Annotated in this window: 20 protein-coding genes; 12 read left to right on the top strand and 8 right to left on the bottom strand. The window is 59.5% G+C overall.

Translation table 11 applies throughout. The annotated features are described in order from the left end of the window. The first annotated feature begins 65 nt into the window (after positions 1-65). The 3 genes from fdhD (at position 66) to CPH89_RS11580 (ending at position 3,982) form a co-directional block, all read left to right on the top strand. Positions 66-905: a formate dehydrogenase accessory sulfurtransferase FdhD gene (gene fdhD, locus CPH89_RS11590; protein WP_053253807.1), complete on the top strand. Its 840-nt coding sequence runs from the start codon at positions 66-68 to the stop codon at positions 903-905. Beyond that, positions 902-3,250: an FdhF/YdeP family oxidoreductase gene (locus tag CPH89_RS11585; protein ID WP_053253806.1), complete on the top strand. Its 2,349-nt coding sequence runs from the start codon at positions 902-904 to the stop codon at positions 3,248-3,250. Before fdhD ends, CPH89_RS11585 begins: the two co-directional genes overlap by 4 nt. A 252-nt stretch (positions 3,251-3,502) precedes the next feature. After that, a complete protein-coding gene (locus CPH89_RS11580; RefSeq protein WP_053253805.1) occupies positions 3,503-3,982 on the top strand; it encodes a glycine zipper domain-containing protein in 480 nt (159 codons plus the stop codon). Positions 3,983-4,130: 148 nt separating this feature from the next. Here the strand turns inward: CPH89_RS11580 and CPH89_RS11575 are convergent, their stop codons facing one another. The 3 genes from CPH89_RS11575 to CPH89_RS11565 all read right to left on the bottom strand — a co-directional run bounded on the left by CPH89_RS11575 (position 4,131) and on the right by CPH89_RS11565 (position 7,984). Continuing rightward, positions 4,131-4,562 (bottom strand): acyl-CoA thioesterase, encoded by a 432-nt coding sequence (locus tag CPH89_RS11575; protein ID WP_053253804.1) that lies wholly within the window; start codon positions 4,560-4,562, stop codon positions 4,131-4,133. A gap of 23 nt (positions 4,563-4,585) precedes the next feature. After that, complete coding sequence (locus tag CPH89_RS11570) at positions 4,586-6,523, bottom strand: RecQ family ATP-dependent DNA helicase (RefSeq protein ID WP_053253803.1); 1,938 nt, start codon at positions 6,521-6,523, stop codon at positions 4,586-4,588. A gap of 285 nt (positions 6,524-6,808) precedes the next feature. Beyond that, positions 6,809-7,984 (bottom strand): tetratricopeptide repeat protein, encoded by a 1,176-nt coding sequence (locus CPH89_RS11565; protein ID WP_053253802.1) that lies wholly within the window; start codon positions 7,982-7,984, stop codon positions 6,809-6,811. Positions 7,985-8,159: 175 nt separating this feature from the next. On the opposite strand from CPH89_RS11565, the gene CPH89_RS11560 reads away from it, so the two are divergent. The 5 genes from CPH89_RS11560 (at position 8,160) to CPH89_RS11540 (ending at position 11,614) form a co-directional block, all read left to right on the top strand. Further along, complete coding sequence (locus CPH89_RS11560; RefSeq protein WP_096236773.1) at positions 8,160-8,330, top strand: YhfG family protein; 171 nt, start codon at positions 8,160-8,162, stop codon at positions 8,328-8,330. Beyond that, positions 8,330-8,929 carry a putative adenosine monophosphate-protein transferase Fic gene (locus CPH89_RS11555; protein WP_053253801.1) on the top strand — a complete coding sequence of 200 codons (600 nt, stop codon included), beginning with the start codon at positions 8,330-8,332 and terminating at the stop codon, positions 8,927-8,929. The genes CPH89_RS11560 and CPH89_RS11555 overlap by 1 nt, the downstream gene beginning before the upstream one ends. Before the next feature lie 170 nt (positions 8,930-9,099). Continuing rightward, positions 9,100-9,423 (top strand): hypothetical protein, encoded by a 324-nt coding sequence (locus CPH89_RS11550; RefSeq protein ID WP_053253800.1) that lies wholly within the window; start codon positions 9,100-9,102, stop codon positions 9,421-9,423. Positions 9,424-10,233: 810 nt separating this feature from the next. After that, positions 10,234-10,590 (top strand): DUF1493 family protein, encoded by a 357-nt coding sequence (locus CPH89_RS11545; protein WP_053253799.1) that lies wholly within the window; start codon positions 10,234-10,236, stop codon positions 10,588-10,590. Positions 10,591-10,750: 160 nt separating this feature from the next. Then, positions 10,751-11,614 (top strand): DMT family transporter, encoded by an 864-nt coding sequence (locus tag CPH89_RS11540; protein WP_232005440.1) that lies wholly within the window; start codon positions 10,751-10,753, stop codon positions 11,612-11,614. A 56-nt stretch (positions 11,615-11,670) separates the two neighbouring features. On the opposite strand, the gene CPH89_RS11535 is transcribed toward CPH89_RS11540, so the two are convergent. Together CPH89_RS11535 and hslO are read right to left on the bottom strand one after the other, a co-directional pair. Next, a complete protein-coding gene (locus CPH89_RS11535) occupies positions 11,671-13,212 on the bottom strand; it encodes a phosphoenolpyruvate carboxykinase (RefSeq protein WP_053255752.1) in 1,542 nt (513 codons plus the stop codon). A gap of 179 nt (positions 13,213-13,391) precedes the next feature. Beyond that, a complete protein-coding gene (gene hslO / locus CPH89_RS11530) occupies positions 13,392-14,294 on the bottom strand; it encodes an Hsp33 family molecular chaperone HslO (protein WP_053255751.1) in 903 nt (300 codons plus the stop codon). A gap of 103 nt (positions 14,295-14,397) precedes the next feature. Between hslO and CPH89_RS11525 the strand changes: the two genes are divergently transcribed. Further along, positions 14,398-15,201 carry a phosphatase PAP2 family protein gene (locus CPH89_RS11525; protein WP_053255750.1) on the top strand — a complete coding sequence of 268 codons (804 nt, stop codon included), beginning with the start codon at positions 14,398-14,400 and terminating at the stop codon, positions 15,199-15,201. Between the two features lie 88 nt (positions 15,202-15,289). Here the strand turns inward: CPH89_RS11525 and CPH89_RS11520 are convergent, their stop codons facing one another. Further along, positions 15,290-15,697, bottom strand: a complete 408-nt coding sequence (locus CPH89_RS11520) for an RNA-binding S4 domain-containing protein (RefSeq protein ID WP_053255749.1) — start codon at positions 15,695-15,697, stop codon at positions 15,290-15,292. A gap of 117 nt (positions 15,698-15,814) precedes the next feature. Between CPH89_RS11520 and rimA the strand changes: the two genes are divergently transcribed. Genes rimA through rimK form a run of 3 tightly spaced genes read left to right on the top strand, consistent with a single transcriptional unit; the run spans position 15,815 to position 17,992 of the window. Next, positions 15,815-16,594, top strand: coding sequence for a S6 modification regulatory phosphodiesterase RimA (gene rimA / locus CPH89_RS11515; protein WP_053255748.1), 780 nt, complete (start codon positions 15,815-15,817; stop codon positions 16,592-16,594). Positions 16,595-16,607: 13 nt separating this feature from the next. After that, positions 16,608-17,090, top strand: coding sequence for a retropepsin-like aspartic endopeptidase RimB (gene rimB / locus CPH89_RS11510; protein ID WP_053255747.1), 483 nt, complete (start codon positions 16,608-16,610; stop codon positions 17,088-17,090). Beyond that, entirely contained in the window at positions 17,087-17,992 is a 906-nt protein-coding gene (rimK, locus tag CPH89_RS11505; protein WP_003213178.1) for a 30S ribosomal protein S6--L-glutamate ligase, read from the top strand. Before rimB ends, rimK begins: the two co-directional genes overlap by 4 nt. Positions 17,993-18,071: 79 nt before the next feature. Here the strand turns inward: rimK and CPH89_RS11500 are convergent, their stop codons facing one another. Further along, complete coding sequence (locus tag CPH89_RS11500) at positions 18,072-19,385, bottom strand: ATP-binding protein (protein ID WP_053255746.1); 1,314 nt, start codon at positions 19,383-19,385, stop codon at positions 18,072-18,074. A 117-nt stretch (positions 19,386-19,502) separates the two neighbouring features. Next, on the bottom strand, positions 19,503-20,243 hold the full coding sequence (ompR, locus tag CPH89_RS11495; RefSeq protein ID WP_053255745.1) for an osmolarity response regulator transcription factor OmpR: 741 nt from the start codon (positions 20,241-20,243) through the stop codon (positions 19,503-19,505). Between the last annotated feature and the right edge of the window lie 74 nt (positions 20,244-20,317).

Here is a 20,317-nt window from a genome sequence, read left to right as displayed (position 1 = left end):
AATTAGACGCGACGCTTTGTCGCGCCTAGTCTAAACACTGATCAATCCCCCGGTGGTACTGCACCATGGAAGCCAAGCGCCCAGTCTGCGCGGCGCCTGCCCCTGAAACGCCCGCGCCCGCCGCCAGTCAGAGCTACCAGTTTTGCAACCTGCAACACACTGAAGTCGCCAGCACGGCCTTGGCGGAAGAAGTGGCGTTAGCGATTGCGTATAACGACATCAGCCAGGCCGTGATGCTGGTGACGCCGACGGATCTGGAAGACTTCATCGTCGGTTTCAGCATCGGCAGCGGCATTATTGCCGACGTTAGCGACATTTATGATCTGAAACTCAGCGGTTCGGGTTCAGCCCAATACGCCCAGGTTCAGATCTCCAGCCGTGCCTTCTGGAACCTCAAGCAGCAGCGCCGCCAATTGGCGGGCACCAGCGGCTGTGGTTTGTGCGGTGTGGAGGCAGTGGAACAAGCGTTGCCAGACCTTCAGGTGTTGCCCGGCGCACCGTTGCCGCCCGCCGAATGGCTCGACGGCCTGCGCCAGCGCATCAGCGCGTTCCAACCCCTGGGCCAGTACAGCGGCGCCGTGCACGCGGCGGTATTTATGAACAACCAAGGCGAGTTGCTGATGGGCCGTGAAGACATCGGCCGGCATAACGCCCTCGATAAGCTGATCGGCGCGCTGATCCGCGAAAAGATTTCGACCGACGGCAGCCTGGCAATCGTGACCAGCCGCTGCAGCCTTGAACTGATCCAGAAAGTATTGCGCGCGGGCATCCAGACCCTGGTCAGCCTGTCGTCGCCTACTGGCCTGGCCGTGCAATGGGCCCGCCGCCACAACCTCAATCTCATCCACCTGCCGCAGAAAAGTGCGCCGCGGGTCTACAGCCCTGCGATGGAGAACCAACCATGAGCCTGCACCACCAAGCCGACGAAACCCCGAAGCCGCGCTACAAGCCCTACAAAGGCCCGGCCGGCGGCTGGGGCGCACTGATCAGCGTGGCGCAGGCCTGGCTGACCAGCGACAACGCGCTGAAAAACCTGCGCATGATGCTCAAGACCAACCAGAACGGCGGCTTTGACTGCCCGGGCTGCGCGTGGGGCGACTCGCCAGAAAGCGGGGTGGTCAAGTTCTGCGAAAACGGCGCCAAGGCGGTCAACTGGGAAGCCACCAAACGCCGTGTGGATGCTGCATTCTTCGCCAAACACAGCGTCACTGCGCTGCTGGAGCAAAGCGACTATTGGCTGGAGTACCAGGGCCGCCTGACCGAGCCAATGCGCTATGACGCCGAGACCGATCGCTATACGCCGATCAGTTGGGAAGCGGCATTCGACCTGGTCGGCAAACACCTCAACGCCTTGCCCAGCCCGGACATGGCCGAGTTCTACACCTCGGGCCGCGCCAGCAACGAAGCCGCGTACCTGTATCAGCTGTTTGTACGTGCCTATGGCACCAACAACTTCCCGGATTGCTCGAACATGTGCCACGAGGCCAGCGGCGTGGCCCTGGCGCAAAGCGTGGGCGTCGGCAAAGGCACCGTGACCTTTGATGACTTTGAGCATGCCGATGCGATTTTCGTCTGGGGCCAGAACCCAGGGACTAACCACCCGCGCATGCTCGAACCGCTGCGTGAAGCGGTGAAGCGCGGTGCCCAGGTGGTGTGCATCAACCCACTCAAAGAGCGCGGGCTGGAACGCTTCCAGCACCCACAACACCCGCTGGAAATGCTCACCAACGGCGACAAGCCGACCAACACGGCGTACTTCCGCCCGGCGCTGGGTGGCGACATGGCCATCCTGCGCGGCATGGCCAAGTTCCTGCTGCTGTGGGAACGCCAGGCCCAGGCCGAAGGCAAAGAGGCCGTGTTCGACCACGACTTCCTCAACGAACACACGGCCAATGTGCTGGAGTACCTCGGCCAGATCGACGACACCTCGTGGGATGAAATCGTTGAGCAGTCCGGCCTGACCCTGGTTGAGATTGAGCAAGCGGCGCGCATGTACGCCAAAGGCAAGAACGTGATCATGTGCTGGGCGATGGGCATCACCCAGCACCGCCACTCGGTGCCGACCATCCAGGAAATCGCCAACCTGATGCTGCTGCGCGGCAACATCGGCCGCCCGGGCGCAGGCCTGTGCCCGGTGCGCGGCCACAGTAACGTGCAGGGCGACCGCACCATGGGCATCAACGAACGCCCACCGGTGGCATTCCTTGATTCCCTGGAGCGTCGTTTCCAGTTCCAGGTGCCCCGCCACAATGGCCACAACGTGGTGGAAGCCATCCACGCCATGCTCGAAGGTCGCGCCAAGGTGTTTATCGGCCTGGGCGGTAACTTCGCCCAAGCCACGCCAGACAGCCCGCGCACCTTCGAAGCGCTGCGCAACTGCGACCTGACCGTGCAGATCAGCACCAAGCTCAACCGCAGCCACCTGATGCACGGCAAAGACGCGCTGATCCTGCCGTGCCTGGGGCGTACCGACATTGATATCCAGGCCGATGGCCCGCAAGCCGTCACCGTGGAGGACTCGTTCAGCATGGTTCACGGCTCTAACGGCCAACTGCAACCGCTGTCGAAATTGATGAAGTCCGAGCCGGCCATCCTCGCGGGCATAGCCGCCGCGACCCTGGGCAGTAAACCGGTGGACTGGAACTGGCTGGTGGCCGACTACGGGCGCATCCGCGACCTGATCGCCGACACCATTCCAGGCTTCAAGGACTTCAACGAGAAGATCAAACACCCCGGCGGCTTCTACCTGGGCAACGCTGCCGGCGCACGCCGCTGGAACACCCCCTCGGGCCGCGCCAACTTCCGCCCGAACGTGTTGCCCAAAGACCTGATCCACGAACGCACCCATGCCACGGGCCGGGTGCCGGACCTGATCATGCAATCAATGCGCTCCCACGATCAGTACAACACCACCATTTATGGCCTGGATGACCGCTACCGTGGGGTCAAGGGCCAGCGTGACGTGCTGTTCGTCAACGAGGCCGACATCATCCGCCTGGGCTTCAAGCCGGGGCAGAAAGCCGACATCGTGTCGCTTTGGGAAGATGGCCGGGAGCGCCGCGTGAAGGGCTTCACCCTGCTGGCATTCGATATCCCGGCAGGCCAGGCCGCCGCTTATTACCCGGAAGTGAACCCGCTGGTGCCGCTGGAAAGCACCGGGGATGGCAGCCATACACCGACGTCGAAATTTGTGGCGATTCGATTGGAGGCGGCCAGCGCGACCGGTTTGATCATGGCGCGCTCGGCCTGATTGGGCGTGTTGTGGTGTGCGGGCCGGTTGTGACGAGCCGTCACACCGACTTTTTGCGAGGCACAAAAAAGGCCGCTTTTGCATAAAAGCGGCCGTTCCGAAGTAGTTAAAGACTCGCAAAAACTGCTTAAGTTCCCCATACAAAACAGCAACTTAGAAAATTGTATACAACCTGTACCACTGGTCGGTTTTCGATTGTCAGCGTCTCGATACAACCTCAGGATCGCGCCGTCATCCTCCTGAGGTTTCTCTATGAAGTTCTCCTCGATTCTCTTGTTGTCCCTTGGCCTGGTCAGTGGCGCAGCCATGGCCGGTGGCACCACCGAAGCCGGTGTGGGCGGCGCATTGGGCGGGGTTTTAGGTTCAGTTGTCGGCCAGCAGATGGGGGGTAACACCGGCTCGGCCATCGGCGCAGCCCTGGGTGGCGCGGGTGGCAGTGCGGTGGGTGCCGACAAACGCAGCCGTGGCGAAGCCGCTATCGGTGGCGCCTTGGGCGCGGCCGGTGGCAACGTGGTGGGCCGCAGCATGGGTGGCAGCACGGGCAGCCTGATCGGCGCAGCCGCTGGCGGTGGTGCGGGCGGCGCTCTGGGCAACTACATGGGCAACAAGAGCGATGACGAAGACCGTCGGTATCGCGGGCGGGACAACCGTCGTTATGACCGTGACGACCATCGCGGCCGCGGCCATGCTTATGGGCATCGCAAGAACAAACATCATTACCGTCATCGGTAAGCCCGCAGTCTGAACACCACTGCAGGTCCATGCGGGAGCGGGCTTGCCCGCGATAGCACAGCGTCAGGTAACGCGACTCAACCTGACCCGCCGCCATCGCAGGCAAGCCCGCTCCCACATTTGCGGCCTATTGAGCACAATGGCAGTGTCAGACCACCAACCGCTGTAACGCCTCGCGCAGCATCGCCGGAATCGCTACCGGCTGGTTCGACGCCCGGTCCACAAATACATGCACAAAGCGCCCTGCCGCACAGGCTTCCTCTTCGCCTGCCTTGAACACCGCCAACTCATACTGCACCGAGCTGTTGCCCAACTTGCCCACCCGCAGGCCGATTTCTATGCGGTCTGGAAAGGCGATCGAGGCGAAATAATCGCACGCCGAACTCACCACAAACCCCACCACCTCACCGTCATGAATGTCCAACCCACCGTGTTCGATCAAGTAGGTATTCACCGCCGTGTCGAAGAAGCTGTAGTAGGTGACGTTATTCACATGGCCATACACGTCATTGTCGTGCCAACGCGTGATGATCGGTTGGAAGTGACGGTAATCGGCGCGCAAGGGCATTGAGTCAGGCATGTGCAGGTCTCACGAAAGTGGATTTACAGATCATTCAAATGACCCTCGGCCCACGCACGCACCTCGGCGTAGGGGTAGTCTTCCAGCGCAGCAAAACCGGGAATCCCTCGCGCCTTCAGCTTGGTAAACAACGGCACGCTGATACCCACCAGGAACCGCGTCAGCCGCTCCGCACCCGGCAGTTGCCCGGTGTGTTCATGATGCCTGTGGATAAAATCACCGCACAGCCCCATAAAGTTTTTATCCACAAGCGGCGGCAAACTCGGCGGTGCAGGCAAGTGGGCTACGTGGCCATGGCACACCGAACAATGCCCACACTGCAGAGGGGCATGTTCATCGCCAAAGTACTTGGCCAAACGCTGGCCGAGGCAATGCTCGGTCGCAAAAAGGTCGAGCATGGCATGAATCCGCGCCACCTCCGCGACCTCGTGCTGCTTGAAGCCTGTGTATAACGCTTCGCTCAATGCCTGCGCATCAAAGTCGGTGTTCAGCAGGCTGTAGACCTCCGTCATCTGCTTGCTTTCCAGCTCGATCAAACCCTGCTCCTGGAAGTAATCCAGGGCTTTGACTACCCGGCTGCGCTCAGCGTTGTGCTGCTGGTAAAGCGCGTCGAAATCCACGGTGGCCCAGGTTCTGGCGCGGTTGCACACCTGGATGATTGCCGCGACAAACTGCTGCCGCTCACCGGAAAAACGCGCCAACAAGGCTTCGGGCTCGATCAGGTATTTGAAACGGTATTCGGCGTAAAACGCATAGCGCGGTGCGATCACACCCTTGAGCTCCAACTGCACCAGCAGCGTCTTGAGCGGCAGCTCGCGCAGGTTGCTGTGGTCCGACAGCGACCTCAGCAAGAACTCCCATTGCCCGTCACCCCGCGCCGCCTGCAACGCCTCCAGCACACGGCAAATGCCCGCCTGTTCAGGGGTGTCGCCGTACACAAAGTTTTCCAGCACATTCAGGCTGTCCCGGTTGGCCAACACCAGGCAGTCGGACGGCTGACCATCCCGCCCTGCACGGCCGATTTCCTGGCTGTAGTTCTCGATGGACTTGGGCAGGTCGAAATGCACCACGTTGCGGATGTCACTCTTGTCGATGCCCATGCCAAACGCGATGGTGGCAACGATGCAATTGGAGTGCCCGCCCATAAAGCGCTGCTGGATGCCCTCGCGCCTATCGTGGGCCAGGCCGGCGTGATAGGCCTCGGCCTGGATGCCATGGCGGTTCAGGTGCTCGGCAATCTGTTCAGCGGTTTTCTGCAACGTGACATAGACGATACTCGGCTGATCCGCCCTCTCGCTCATCCAGGCGACCAGGCGCCGACGTTTGTCCGCACCGGCAACCGGTTCCACCAGCAGGTTGAGGTTGGGCCGGTAGAAGCCTGTGGTGACGACATCCTGCGGTGCAATGGCGAACTTCGCCTGCATGTCGGCAATCACCTTGGGCGTGGCCGTGGCCGTCAGCAGCAAGGCTTGTGGGATATTGAACTGGCGCTGGTAGTCCGGCAGCTTCAAATAGTCCGGGCGAAAGTTATGGCCCCATTCGGAAATACAGTGCGCCTCGTCCACCACCAGCAGCGAAATCTGTACGCTTTGCAGGAAATGACGGAAGCGCTCGTTCTTCAAACGCTCCACGGAAATCATCAGGATTTTCAGCTCGCCCGAGCGTGCGCGGGCCATCACGTCATTGGCGTCATCGCGGCTCTGCGCCGAATCGATACTGCCGGCTGAAATGCCGTGGCGTTTCAAGAAGCCCAACTGGTCCTGCATCAACGCCAACAGCGGCGACACCACCAACGTCAGGTGCGGCAACAGTACCGCCGACAGCTGATAACACAGGGACTTGCCCGAGCCCGTGGGGAAGATCGCCGCGGCCGAACGACCGGCCAGCACCGCACTGACCGCTGCTTCCTGGCCCAAACGAAACTGTGGATAACCAAAGACCTGTTGGAGGGTGTCGTGCATAAGCTGTCACTCCATTGACCGCTGAACGAGTGCAAAACATAGACCAGCGTGTTCAGCGAATCGAGAAAGGTCGCAAGGAAAAAAGAGACAGGATGATACACAGGCTGAGGCATGGCCTAGGGCCGAAGTGGGAGTGTTAACTCGATTTTGTGAGCAGAATACAAACCAAATGTGGGAGCTGGCTTGCCTGCGATGACGATGGTTCAGTCAACATACGTATCAACTGAACCACCGTCATCGCGGGCAAGCCCGCTCCCACACGTTTAGACCTGCGCTACGGCCGAATCAGCGGTTCTGCACGCGCTCAATCGCCGTGTCATACACCGGATTGGCCTTTTGCTCTTTCGCCAACTGGTAGTGACGCAAGGCATCCGAGAATTGCCCCGCGGCTTCGTAGATCCGCGCAATGTTGTAGTAGGCGCCTGCCCGTACGGTCGCTGCATTCGCGCCGGTCGCCAGGGCAATCGCCTTACGGTTGGCCCAGATCGACTCGGCCGTGTTGCCGGCTTTCTGATACGCCAGGCCAAGGTTGCCGTAGGCTTTGCCGAAGCCGTTGTCGAGGTCGATGGCTTGGCGGAACAGGTCAATGGCCTGGTCAAGATTACCGGCCTGGTAGGCCGCTTCGCCTTGCACGTTCAGACGCTTCGCATCGGTCTGTGCGGAAGAGCTGACAGCTACCGCCGTGACCGCCACGCTGTCATCCAGCAAGCCCTTCACTTCGTTGAGCACGTTCGGGGCATCAACCGTTACCCCACTGAAATTGTTGATGTCCTGGAAGTCACCACTGCCGGTCATGCGGAACACGGTCCACAGGTTACCGCTGCGGTTCTTCGGCACGTAGTAAGTGCGCACCAGGGATTGCCCCATGTACACAAACACCTTGGCCTCACTGTTGGACAACTGGCGCGAGCCTGGATTGCCGCTGTTGGTGAAGTCATGCACGGCGTAGACGTAGCTTTCGCCGTAGTGCTTTTTCTGCAGGGTGATGGTTTCCGGGCCATAGCTGTCGGTGTCATCCACATCCAGCTCGGCGTCGGTGCCTTTCTGGTTGCCGAAGAAGATGTTGTTGCCCGGGAAAATCATGTGAGAGTCGAGGTCTTCCGGGGTTTTACCCCAGGTCAGCACGACGCGCAGGCCATCGAGGTTTTCCATCACCGGGCTGATCGCGTACGTCATGCCTTTGCACGGGCACTTCACCACCAGGTTGGAATAGCCGGGCTTCTTGATGATCAGCAGATTGCTGGCGTCATCGGCGGCTTCGCTGGTGAGGGTCACCTGGCCTTGCGCGTTGGTGCGGCCCACCACGTTTTGTGCGCCGTTACGTTGCAGCAGCACTTCGGCGTCGGCGATTTTCTGGTCCTTGACCACCGCACTCAGCACCTCGATCGGCAACTGCTCGGCCTGGATCGAAAAAGCCACCGCACACAATGACATCACCGAGGCGACACGAAGCAAACCCATGCTTAACTCCCTTTAAGTAGTGGGCGGAATCGCCCGACACGATTTTGCGGTGCAACATACGCTGAATTCGATGGGTTGGCGGTTTTTTTATGCGGAATGTGACGTGGTTTTTATCTCGCCTGCCCCCGCAAGCATTGCGCTACAATTGAACATTGCGACCCAGGAGTACGCTGCAATGAGCGAACCGACGTTTGAGCAAAAACAGGATCACTACCACAAGATCCGCCGTTCCAATTATCTGGCCAGCTTGCGCCTGGAGGGGTTCGACACCCAACCGGCCGATGTCGACAAGCCCTTGCCGACCCGCGAAGCCGTTCTTGCCAAGTACCGCAAAACGCCACACTGATGCTCGACAAATACGGGGTGGGCCAGGACCCATACTGCTATCCCGATAGCAGCATCCTGCGTAACCGCCTCGATTTGCGCGACGCATCACTCCTCCATCAAGCCGAGCGCGAACTATCTGAAATCGCTGTAGGCAGCCTCCCGCTCTACCCACCGCCCTACGATCTCAGCCGGCTACAACACATACACCGCACCCTGTTCGGCGATATCTACGATTGGGCTGGCGAGCTGCGCAGCGTCAACATCCAGAAAGGTGAAACGCTGTTCTGCACGCCGGAACGCATCCCGCCGGAAGCAGCGAAAATCATCCGGCATATGCAACAGGCTAATTGGTATGTCGGTGCTACCCAGGCTGAGCTCGTGCCCTTGATTGCCGAGGCGTATGGCGACCTCAACGTCATTCATCCCTTTCGCGAAGGCAACGGCCGGGCGCAGCGGATTTTGTTCGAACAGATCATCGTGAATGCGGGGTTCTCGGTGAACTGGTGGCTGGTGAAACACGCGGCGTGGGTACCGGCGAACATCGATGCGGTGGCGTGTGACTATCGGGGGCTGGAGGCGATTTTTGAGCGGTGTATCAGCAGGCCAGCCAGCGCTTAATCGAAACGCCAATAGTTAAACCATCTGTTTATTGCTACAAATAACGCTAGCTTCTAAGGTTCGCTTCGTCGCTATCAATTTAGCGACCGAGCTTGGTCACTCGAACAACAGCAGAGATAAACGTGCCAAATTTTTTGGCGTATTTCTTTGATTTTTCGGAGTGCCCTTTTATGACAACGCTCAATGTCCCTGCCAATCGCTATCGCCTTCTGCGCACCAATTTCACCGACACCCACCCTCTCGTCATCGACACAGAAGCCACCGCCGAGGACATCCAGAGCGCCGCACACCAGCGCATCCGCGCTGCCAGCGACTTACTCAAAACCTTCACCTGCCTGACCTACGATCACGCGGACCTCGACGATATTTCCCACATCATTAATGCCTTGTACCTGCTCGTGCAGGATGGCTGTGATCTGCTGGAAGCCGCGCAACACGTTCAACTGCAACCGGCAGCCGATAACCAACCATCACCAGGCCAGCCACTGAGCTAAACCTGCGGAAGCGGGCTTGCCTGCGATGGCGGTATATCAGGCTATATTTCTGCACCTGACACAGCGCCATCGCGGGCGAGCCCGACTCCCACATTGAATGGGTGTTGACCAAAAAATCACTGTCAAACCGAAAATGCCGGAAAGCCCTGTGGGAAGCCGCTAAATACAGCGTAGTCCTCTCCCTAAACTGCTCAAAACACCTGCGCCACCCTCTACGTAACTCGCCTGCGCATGACCGAAACTTGCGCCCTCTCCACTGTCCCGGCAAAAATCCGTGTACCTCGAAAGGACTCAATACATCGGCCACTACGGCGTCACCTTCACGGTGATTCGCCTTACGGTTTTACCCACCCACAAGCACGCGTTGGCAAACCTCTGTTGGTGAGACGCAGGTACTTCGACAAACGAAGTGCGCTATCGACGGGTGGACAGAGGCTGCAAAGGCAACATCCCGCTCACCCTTGGCATGCTCTACCACGCCGTCAAAGCCAAACGCTGGAACACACAGGCACTCGAAGCAAGGAGATTTCAAGCGTCATGAATACTGTCCTGCAAATCGCCTGTTTCTTGGGTTTTTACCTGGTACTGCATTACCCAATCACTGACGCTATTCTGAGAAAACGCCTTGCAGTCACATGCCTCGTAGCCGGCCTGGCATTGGCGTTCTGATTACCCTACGTGGCAGTAACCCTCAGCATGCCCTTCCTCCCTATCTTCGTATTCTTGATAGGCTTGGCACTCTTCATCACCCGCAACAAATACCGACTAAAACGTAACCCTCCCCCTCACCCACTCCTGCGTGCCCCCACCATGAACCTGGCCCCCAACTTCCCCGAAGACCCCGCCATGCAGCAGCTGCTGCAATTGCTGCACGAAGAAATCGGCCTGCCGAAACACAAGACCCTTCGCCTCGACACCTCAATCAACTTCGACCTTGGCTGCGACCGCGCCGAGGCTACGCAATTCATGGAGGCGTTGGAGCAGGATTTTGCGGTCGACCTGGGCGACTACGACGCTTATCGTTACTTCCAACCGCCAGTGTTCGATGTGTTCCTGAAACACCGCGCCAAAGGGCGTGGCGCTAAGGTGCCACTGACGATTGGCATGCTCTACCTGGCCATCAACACTCACCGCTGGGACACGCAAACCCTGGAAAACCTCAGCTGAAGCCAAGCCCGCTGAGCGTCAAATGTGGGAGCGGGCTTGCTCGCGAAAGCGGTGTGTCAGGCAGAGTATTTCTCACTGATCCACCGCTTTCGCGAGCAAGCCCGCTCCCACATGGGTTATGCGCTAACCTGGCGAATCGTTTACATAACAAGGACCTTACATGGACGTAATAATGGGCCTGCTGGCCGCCCTGCTCTGGGGCGGCACGGATTTTCTCGTGGGTCTCAACGCGCGCGCCGTCGGCGTCAAACGCGCGGTGTACTTCGGCCAGGCCCTCGGTTTCCTGATCATGACCCTGTTGCTGGTCATCTTCCCGGCCTTCCTGTTCAAGTCCCTGAATGCCCCGTTGAGTGTCTGGCTGCTGGGCATTGCCGCCGCCCTGCTCACCGTCTCCGGGGCGCTTGCGCTGTCCAAGGCCTTCGCCCTGGGCAAAGCCGCCATCGTCGCGCCACTGGTGACCTCCTACGGCGTGGTCACCACGTTGCTGTCCTGGGCCAGCGGCGAACACATCAGCCTGATCCAGCTCGGTTGCATCGGCTTATGCGTCATCGGCGTGATCCTCTCCAGCCTTCACAAGGACAACGGCGTGCCCCATAACAACCCACGCCAGTCCATCGCCTACGCCATGCTCGCAGCAACGCTGTACGGCACCAGTTTCTGGTTGCAAGGCCGCTACACATTGCCCGCGCTGGGGCCGATTACCATGTTGTGGCTGGGTTATTTGGTGGGGTTGTGCGTGCTGGTGGTGATGGTGCTGAAGATCCAGAACGGCCTGAAGATTCCGCCACTGAAAAACTGCGCCACGTTGACCGGCGCGAGTTTGATGAACCTGGGCGGGTTCTCGGCATTTTCGTGGGGGGCGATGGCGGGGTCGGTGTCGGTAGTGACGGTGATCAGCACGTTGTCGGGCGGGATCGCGGCGATCCTGGGGTTTGTGTTTTTCAAGGAACGGTTGTCAGCGGTGCAGGTCGTGGGCGTAGCGTTGGTGCTGGTCGGGGCGGTGGTTTTGCACCTCGCCGACTAACGCTTGCGCATAAAAAAACCGCCCACGAGGGGCGGTTTTTTTACAACAAGCGAACCTTACAACTGAGGCCCAGCCGCCTTGATCGCGTCGCTCACGTCAAACTTCTTGAAGTTCTCGGTGAACAGACCCGCCAGCGCTTTCGCTGCTGCGTCGTAGGCCGCTTTGTCGGCCCAGGTGTTACGTGGGTTCAACAGGCCAGTCTCAACGCCCGGCACAGCCAATGGCACGTCGAGGTTGATGGTGTCGAGGTGTTCGGTTTCAGCACCGATCAACGCGCCGCTCTGGATCGCTGCGATAACGCCGCGAGTGGTCGGGATGTTGAAGCGCTTGCCGACGCCATAGCCACCGCCGGTCCAGCCGGTGTTGACCAGGTAAACCTTGGAGCCGAAGCCACGGATACGCTTGATCAGCAGCTCAGCGTATTCGCCAGCCGGGCGTGGGAAGAACGGCGCGCCGAAGCAGGTGGAGAACGTCGACTTGATGCCGCTGCCGGAACCCATTTCAGTCGAGCCCACCAGTGCGGTGTAGCCGGACAGGAAGTGATAAGCCGCTTGTTCTTCGCTGAGGATCGACACGGGCGGCAGTACGCCGGTCAGGTCGCAGGTCAGGAAGATGACCGCGTTTGGCTCGCCGCCCAGGTTCTTCTCGGAACGCTTGGCAACGTGTTCCAGCGGGTAGGCGGCGCGGCTGTTCTGGGTCAGGCTGACATCGGTGTAGTCGGCGTGCTTGGCCTCGTCGATCACAACGTTTTCCAGCACGGCGCCGTGCTTGATGGCTTTCCAGATGACCGGCTCGTTCTTCTCGGAGAGGTCGATGCACTTGGCATAGCAACCGCCTTCGATGTTGAACACTACGCCTTCGCCCCAGCCGTGTTCGTCGTCACCGATCAAGTAACGGCTTTCGTCGGCCGACAGGGTGGTTTTACCGGTGCCCGACAGACCGAAGAACAGGGTCACGTCGCCTGCTTCGCCGATGTTGGCGGCGCAGTGCATTGGCAGCACGTCGGCGGCCGGCAGCAGGAAGTTCTGCACCGAGAACATGGCTTTTTTCATTTCACCGGCGTAACGCATGCCGGCGATCAGCACTTTCTTCTGGGCGAAGTTGAGGATGACGCAACCGTCGGAGTTGGTGCCATCACGCTCTGGCACGCACTCGAAGTTGGCCACGTTAAGCACTTGCCACTCATCACGACCGGCCGGGTTGTACTGGGCTGGGTTGATGAACAGGCAACGACCGAACAGGTTCTGCCAGGCAGTCTGGGTGGTCATTTTCACGGCCAGGTAGTGGTCTTCTGCAGCCCCTACGTGAACGTGGGAAACAAAATGCTCTTGCGCGTTGTTGAAGGCCTCGACGCGAGCCCACAGGGCATCGAACTTGTCGGCCGGGAACTTGCGGTTGATCGGGCCCCAGGCGATTGCGTCCTGGGTAGAAGGCTCTTCAACGATGAAACGGTCGACCGGAGAACGGCCGGTACGATGACCGGTTTCTACGACCAGTGCGCCAGTATCGGCAAGCACGCCTTCACCGCGCTGCAGGGCTTCTTTAACCAGATCGTCAACACTCAGATCGGTGTATACGGCGTTATTGGCTTGCGTCATGAGGTTCCCCGTCGGCCTATGGCCGAGTGCTCCAAACGTTTTGTAGTAGAAAGTTGCGCACTACTACCGCGAAAAAAGTGGGCCGGATTATGCCAGAAAAGCCCAAAAAAAGTAGGGCCCTCCCGTCAGAACTGCGCTATTCCGGCGTTTGTCAGGTGATTTACCTGTGCTTAAACGTTTTAGTGGCGGGTGTCAGAAGGGGTCTCGATGCCTGCGCCAGCGAATAATTGGGCGACATCGGCGGCATCGAACAGGTAGCGCTGGTTGCAGAACTGGCAGTCGATCTCAATATTGCCGCCGTGCTCCACCACCAGATTCTGCGCATCTTCAAGGCCGAGACTGACCAAGGCATTGGCCGAGCGCTCACGGGAACAGCTGCAACGGAAGCGCAGGCCCTGTGCGTCGAACAGGCGCACGGCCTCTTCGTGATAGAGGCGGTGCAGGATGGTTTCGTTGTCCAGGCCCAGCAGCTCTTCAGCGGTCAGGGTACCGGCCAGGGCCGTGAGCTTGCGCCAGCTGTCGGTGCGTTCATCGTCGTCCTTGATGCGGTCGGCCGGCAGTTGCTGCAGCAACAGGCCACGGGCGCGCTTGCCGTCGGCATTGAGCCAGAACTTGGTGCCGACTTGCTGGGACATCACAAAATAGTTGGTGAAGCAGTCCGAGAGGGTCTCGCCGTCGAGATCGACAATGCCCTGGTAACGCTGGCCTTCCGTCGGGTCAACAGTGATCGCCAGCACGCCGTTGGCCATCAGGTCGGACAGGGTCGCGTCCGGCGCGATCAAGTCGGCGTCGTAACGGGCCAGGCCACGGATCTCACGCTCGCTGGAACATTCGATCATCAGCATCGGCACCGGGCCTTCGGAGCGCGCCTGCAGAATCAGCAAACCGTCGAACTTCATGGTGCCCACCAGCAGCGACGCCGCCGCCATCAACTCCCCGAGCAGTTGCGCGACCGGCTCCGGATAGGGGTGCTTGGCGAGGACTTCGGCGTAGCTGCGCTCCAGCGAGACCAGTTCGCCGCGGGCGTCGTTCTCGTCGAAGATGAAGCGTTGGGTGAAGTCGGTATCCGGTAGATCAGTCATAGGTCTGGTATCTGAATTGATGACAAATTAATTACAAGGTTTATAGAATTAGACGCTTTAGCACCATTTTGGTGCGGTTTTCTAGAGCAGTGGGGGACAGTTTATGAACAATCCGGGTTTGTTCCAAGCCAAGTGGAACCTCGGGGGGTGGGCCTTTTGCAATCTACTCGCTATCGGGCTGCTGGTTTTTTGGCTGTGGCCCACGGGCCAGATGCTGTGTGTGCTATTCGACGAATGGCTGTTTCATCTGTTCAACGACCCGCTGGCCAGCAACCCAGTGTGGTTGCATGTGTGGGCTGTGGCCAGTTTGCGGCCATTTGACGCGGTCGTCGGGGTGATTTTGCTGATGCTACTGATACGTGGCGACTGGGTGTTCAAGGCCGTTCAAGTCCGCCAGGCGTTTTTTGGCTTTTTCGGCATTTTGCTGCTGTTGCTGTTTATCCGCATGCTCTTTTCCAAACTGGTGGCGCAGATGGGCTGGCAGCACAGCAGCCCGTCGATGGTGATCGCTGGCGCGATTCATATGAGTGATTATTTCCCCGGGCTGGAGAAAACCTGGGAGCTGAAGGACCGTTCCAGCCAGAGCTTCCCGGGTGATCATGCTTCAGTGCTGTTGATCTGGGGGCTGTTCATGACGGTGTTTGCCAAGCGCATCAGCCAGGTGCTGGTGATCTGGGGCCTGGCGCTGTTGTTCATGATGCCGCGATTGGTGGCGGGCGCGCATTGGGGACAGGACGATTACATCGGCGGCATGCTGCTGGCGTTGTTGGCGCTGGGCTGGGGGTATTACACGCCGTTTGCTGCGAAGGTGTCGGGGGCTTTGTTGCGGCTGACGGCGCCGGTCTTCGGCTTACTGGGCAAGCTGCCAGTGGTCGGGCGATTGAGCGTCATACGCACAGCCGCTTGAAGCAGTCGATTCAGGTGGGCGCTGGCTTGTCCGCGATAGCGGAGAGTCAGCGCGCGCAGTTGATCGCCATGTTGCTGGAGATTCGCAATCAATCATCATTGCCGCTGCCGCGAAACTTGAACAAATCGCGACGTTGCTTCTTGCTCGGTTTGCCATCGGTGGTCATGCCGGTCGCTCCGGCCTTGCGCATGGCCGCGGCGTTTTCGCGCTTGGCAATGCTGGCTTCGGTCTCCGTGTAAAGCGCCTGCGCTTCGGGTGCCCCACGGCGCACCACGGACAGGGCCTGCACGACGACGGTCTTTTCATCAAACCCCGCACGAATCTGCAGTTCATCACCGACGCGCGGTTCCTTGCCCGGCTTGCAGCGCTCACCGCGATGGTGCACCTTGCCACTCTCAATGGCGGCCTTGGCCAAGGCACGGGTTTTAAAGAAACGCGCTGCCCACAGCCACTTGTCCAAACGGACCTTTTCTTCCTCTTCCTGCTTTTGAGCCACTTGAATTCCTCGCTTTGAAAAATGTCGCAACTTTACCGTTGAAGTGCTTCGACGCATAAACCCCAACGCTCACCTAAGATACGCCAGGCACCCACCCTGTTTTCGCGAGGATACGCCGTGACCGATTTTCCTGCTTCACTCACCTCGCCCAACCAGACTTGCGTGGGCTGCCAGCAAAGCGAACCCCTGGGTTTTGATTTTTCGTTCGCCTATCAGCCTATCGTAGACCTTCGGGACCATTCGATCTTCGCCCATGAAGCCTTAGTGCGAGGCCCCAACGGGGAAGGGGCGTTGTCAGTGCTGAGTCAGGTCAACAAAAACAACCGTTATCGCTTCGACCAACGCTGCCGCACCCAGGCGATTGCCGGCGCCTCCGCCCTGGGCATGCAAACCCATCTTTCGATCAATTTCATGCCCAATGCCGTTTACCGACCGGAGCTGTGTATTCGCAGCACCCTTGAGGCGGCCCGCGCGCATAACTTTCCGCTGAATCAGCTGATTTTCGAAACACTCGAAAGCGAGCACGTAGATAACTATCGCCATTTGACCAATATTCTGCGTGAATACCGCGAATTCGGCTTCAAGACCGCCATCGACGATTTCGGTGCGGGCTATTCGGGGCTGAACCTGCTGGCTGATTTCCAACCTGACTTGATCAAACTCGACATGGCGCTGATTCGCGATGTCGACCAGGATCGTGTCCGCCAGGTAATCGTCCAGGGGATTGTCACAATCTGTGAGCAGTTGGGCGTTACTGTCATTGCCGAAGGCATCGAAAGTGCCGGCGAGCGTGACTTTCTGTCCGACTGCGGAATATTTCTGATGCAGGGTTATTGGTTCGCCAAGCCTGCATTCAAAGCCCTGGCCGAGGTTTCACCCAAGGCCTGGGCGAACTGACCGGTTACCCATATTGAAGACATTTGACCATTTGACCGTTGTTGGTCTGCGTGAGTGGGTGGCGCTTCCCGACTTGGGAGTGGCTGGCCTGCGCGCGAAGATCGATACCGGTGCCAGCACCTCGAGCCTGCACGCTACCGATATCGAGCCGTTTGAGCGCGACGGAGAGAAGTGGGTGCGCTTTACCGCGCACTTGGGCAGCGTGGTGCAATTGCGTCACCGTCGTTGCGAGGCGCCGCTGGTGACGATGAAAACCATCAAGAGCTCCAACGGCCACGCACAGGTGCGCTATGTGATCAGCACCACCCTGGCGATGGGTGACCGGGTGTGGCGGGTGGAGTTTACCCTCGCCTGCCGCAAGGCCATGCGTTACCGCCTGCTGCTGGGCTCCAAGGCGCTGATTGACGGCCAGTTGGTGGTCAACCCCGGCGTCAAGTACGTTCAAGACAAGCCGGTGTTCCCGGTCTCTACTATTTCTGCCCCAGGTGCTGCATGAAGATTGCTGTGCTGTCGCGAAACCCGCGTCTGTATTCCACCCGCCGCCTGGTCGAGGCCGGCACCGAACGTGGCCATGAAATGGTGGTGATCGACACGTTGCGCGCCTATATGAACATTGCCAGCCACAAGCCGCAGATCCACTACCGGGGCAAGCCACTGGAAGGTTTCGATGCGGTGATCCCACGGATCGGCGCGTCGGTGACGTTCTATGGCTGCGCGGTGTTGCGCCAGTTCGAAATGATGGGGGTGTCTCCCCTCAATGAATCGGTGGCCATCGCCCGCTCGCGGGACAAGCTGCGCTCGCTGCAGTTGCTGTCGCGTCGCGGCATCGGCCTGCCGGTGACCGGCTTTGCCCACTCTCCCGATGACATCCCCGACCTGATCGAGATGGTCAACGGTGCGCCGCTGGTGATCAAGGTGCTCGAAGGCACCCAGGGCATCGGCGTGGTGCTGTGCGAAACCGCCACTGCTGCCGAGTCGGTGATCGAGGCGTTCATGGGCCTCAAACAGAACATCATGGTCCAGGAATACATCAAGGAAGCCGGCGGTGCGGATATCCGTTGCTTCGTGGTGGGCGACAAGGTGATTGCAGCGATGAAGCGCCAGGCCAAGCCAGGCGAATTCCGTTCCAACCTGCACCGTGGCGGCAGTGCCAGCCTGATCAAGATCACCCCGGAAGAACGCATGACTGCGCTGCGGGCAGCCAAGGTGATGGGGTTGAGCGTAGCGGGCGTGGATATCTTGCGCTCCAACCACGGGCCATTGGTGATGGAAGTGAATTCATCGCCGGGCCTGGAGGGGATCGAGACCACCACCGGAAAGGATGTGGCGGGGATCATCATTCAGCATCTGGAGAAGAGTGGTGGCCCGAATATGACGCGGACCAAGGGTAAGGGCTGATACGCAGCAAACTTTGGCAGGCGTTAAAAACAAGGTGGGAGCTGGCGTGCCTGCTCCCACATTTGATTCGAGTTGTTTGTCAGACCGCGTCTCTTGGCAGCATCAGGCCAAGCGGCAACCGCACCCGCGCCTCCAGGCCACCCTCTTCCCGGTTGCGCAGTTCAACATTGCCGCCGTGCATCGAAGCAATTCGACGCACAATCGCCAACCCCAACCCCGTACCTTTACCACCCCGGGCACGGTCGCCACGGGTGAACGGGTTGAAAATACCTTCCAGTTCCGCTGGGTCGATCCCCGTACCTCGGTCCATCACACTCAACACCACATAAGGCGCGGTGCTGTCGCCGGACACATACGCGGCCACTTCGACACCCGAACCGGCGTGATGCAAAGCGTTGCCGATCAAGTTGTTCAGCAGACGCTTCATTGAAATGCGACGCAGCGCAAACGGCTGGATCGGCTCCAGGCGCATGCGCACCTGCTCACCGTTCTGGTTGTAGGGCGCCACCACTTCACGCACCAGTTCCGTCAGGTCGACTTCTTCCACCACTTCATCACGGCCATCGCGGATAAACGCGAGGAACTGGTCAAGAATCGCGTCCATGTCCTCGATATCGCGCACCATGTCATCGGTCAGGTCGGAATGATTGCCCATCAATTCCAGGGACAGGCGCAAGCGCGTCAGCGGTGTGCGCAGGTCATGTGACACGCCCGCCAGCATCAGCTCGCGTTCGCGCCCGGCCTGTTCGACATCTTCGGCCATCTGATTGAACGCGCCGTACACCTCGGTCATCTCACTGGGCGTGTCGCTGATCGGCAGGCGCACGCTGCGCCCTTGTCCCAGTTGGCGAGCGGCAAATACCAGGCGTTTGAGGGGTTGGTTAAGCTGGCGCACGAAAATCCACGCGGACGCCGTTGAAAGCAAGCCGATCGCCAGGAACCAACCCAGCACGTTCCAGATCTTCTGCCCTCGCAATGGATGCGGGTACAGCGGCACTTTCAGCCAATCCTGCCCCAGGCTTGGCGCGCGCACCCATAACGCCGGTGACACATGCATACGCAACCGCACTTCGGTGTCTTCACCCAGTTCGGCCTGCATCTGGCGTTGGTAAATCTCACTGTAGGGCCAATGCTGCTCGCCTTCCGGCACACCGGCTCCGGCGACGCGAACCAGGGTGGCGGCCTTGGCGATCTTCTCGCGGTTTTCGGGGTCGGCAGCCCAATAGGCACGCAGTGTCAGGGCAACACCGTGGCTGTATTGTCGATCGACCAGCACGTCTTCGTTCATCAACAGATAAACCAGCGTCAGTGCCTTGGAAAACAGAACGACGATCAGCACCAGCCAAAGGGTGCGGGAGAAGAAACTTTGTGGGAACCACAGCGGGGTTTTCATAGGAGACAGCTAGACACCTTGCAAGAACGAGCGGCGCTCGCAGAATTGCAGACGCCGGGCATCCCGTCGACCCTCATGGAGTCAAACGCCAGGATGCCCGCCCCTGCAAATCATCGGTCACTTGGTTGCAGTGCCATCCGGCACAAACACATAACCCACGCCCCACACCGTCTGGATATACCGTGGCTTGGACGGGTCCGGCTCGATCATCCGGCGCAGACGGGAGATCTGCACGTCGATGGAGCGCTCCAGGGCGTCCCACTCACGGCCACGGGCCAGGTTCATCAGCTTGTCGCGGGTCAGCGGCTGGCGAGCATTCATCACCAGGGCCTTGAGCACAGCGAATTCACCGGTGGTGAGCATGTGCACTTCTTCGCCACGCTTGAGCTCACGCGTCGCCAGCGACAGTTCGTAGTCGCCAAAGGTGACGCTTTCGTCTTCGCTGCCCGGCGCACCAGGAACCGGAGCTGCCTGGCGACGGAGTACGGCTTTGACCCGGGCCATCAACTCATCAGGGTTGAACGGCTTGGCCAGGTAGTCATCAGCGCCCAGTTCGAGGCCCTTGATGCGGCTCAGCTCATCGCCCTTGGCGGTGAGCATGATGATTGGAATCTGGTTGTTCGCACCGCGCAGGCGCTTGCAGGCGGTGAGGCCGTCTTCGCCGGGCAACATCAGGTCGAGCACGACCAGATTGAAGACTTCGCGCCCCAACAGGCGGTCCATCTGCTCGGTGTTCGGCACCGCGCGTGCACGGTAGCCCTTGGAGTTGAAAAAACGCTCCAGCAGGCTGCTCAGCCCCGGATCGTCATCAACGATGAGAATTTTTTCGCCTTCAGCAGTTTGTGCAGTGCTGCTCATTAGATGCTCCTCTTATCTCGGCGCGCATTATGGCGTAGCTGCCGTTATACGCACCGTGTGCATTGTTAGCAGAT

Source organism: Pseudomonas fluorescens (genome assembly GCF_900215245.1).
GTDB classification, from domain to species: Bacteria; Pseudomonadota; Gammaproteobacteria; order Pseudomonadales; family Pseudomonadaceae; genus Aquipseudomonas; species Aquipseudomonas fluorescens.
This window is presented reverse-complemented; position numbering and strand designations above follow the sequence as displayed.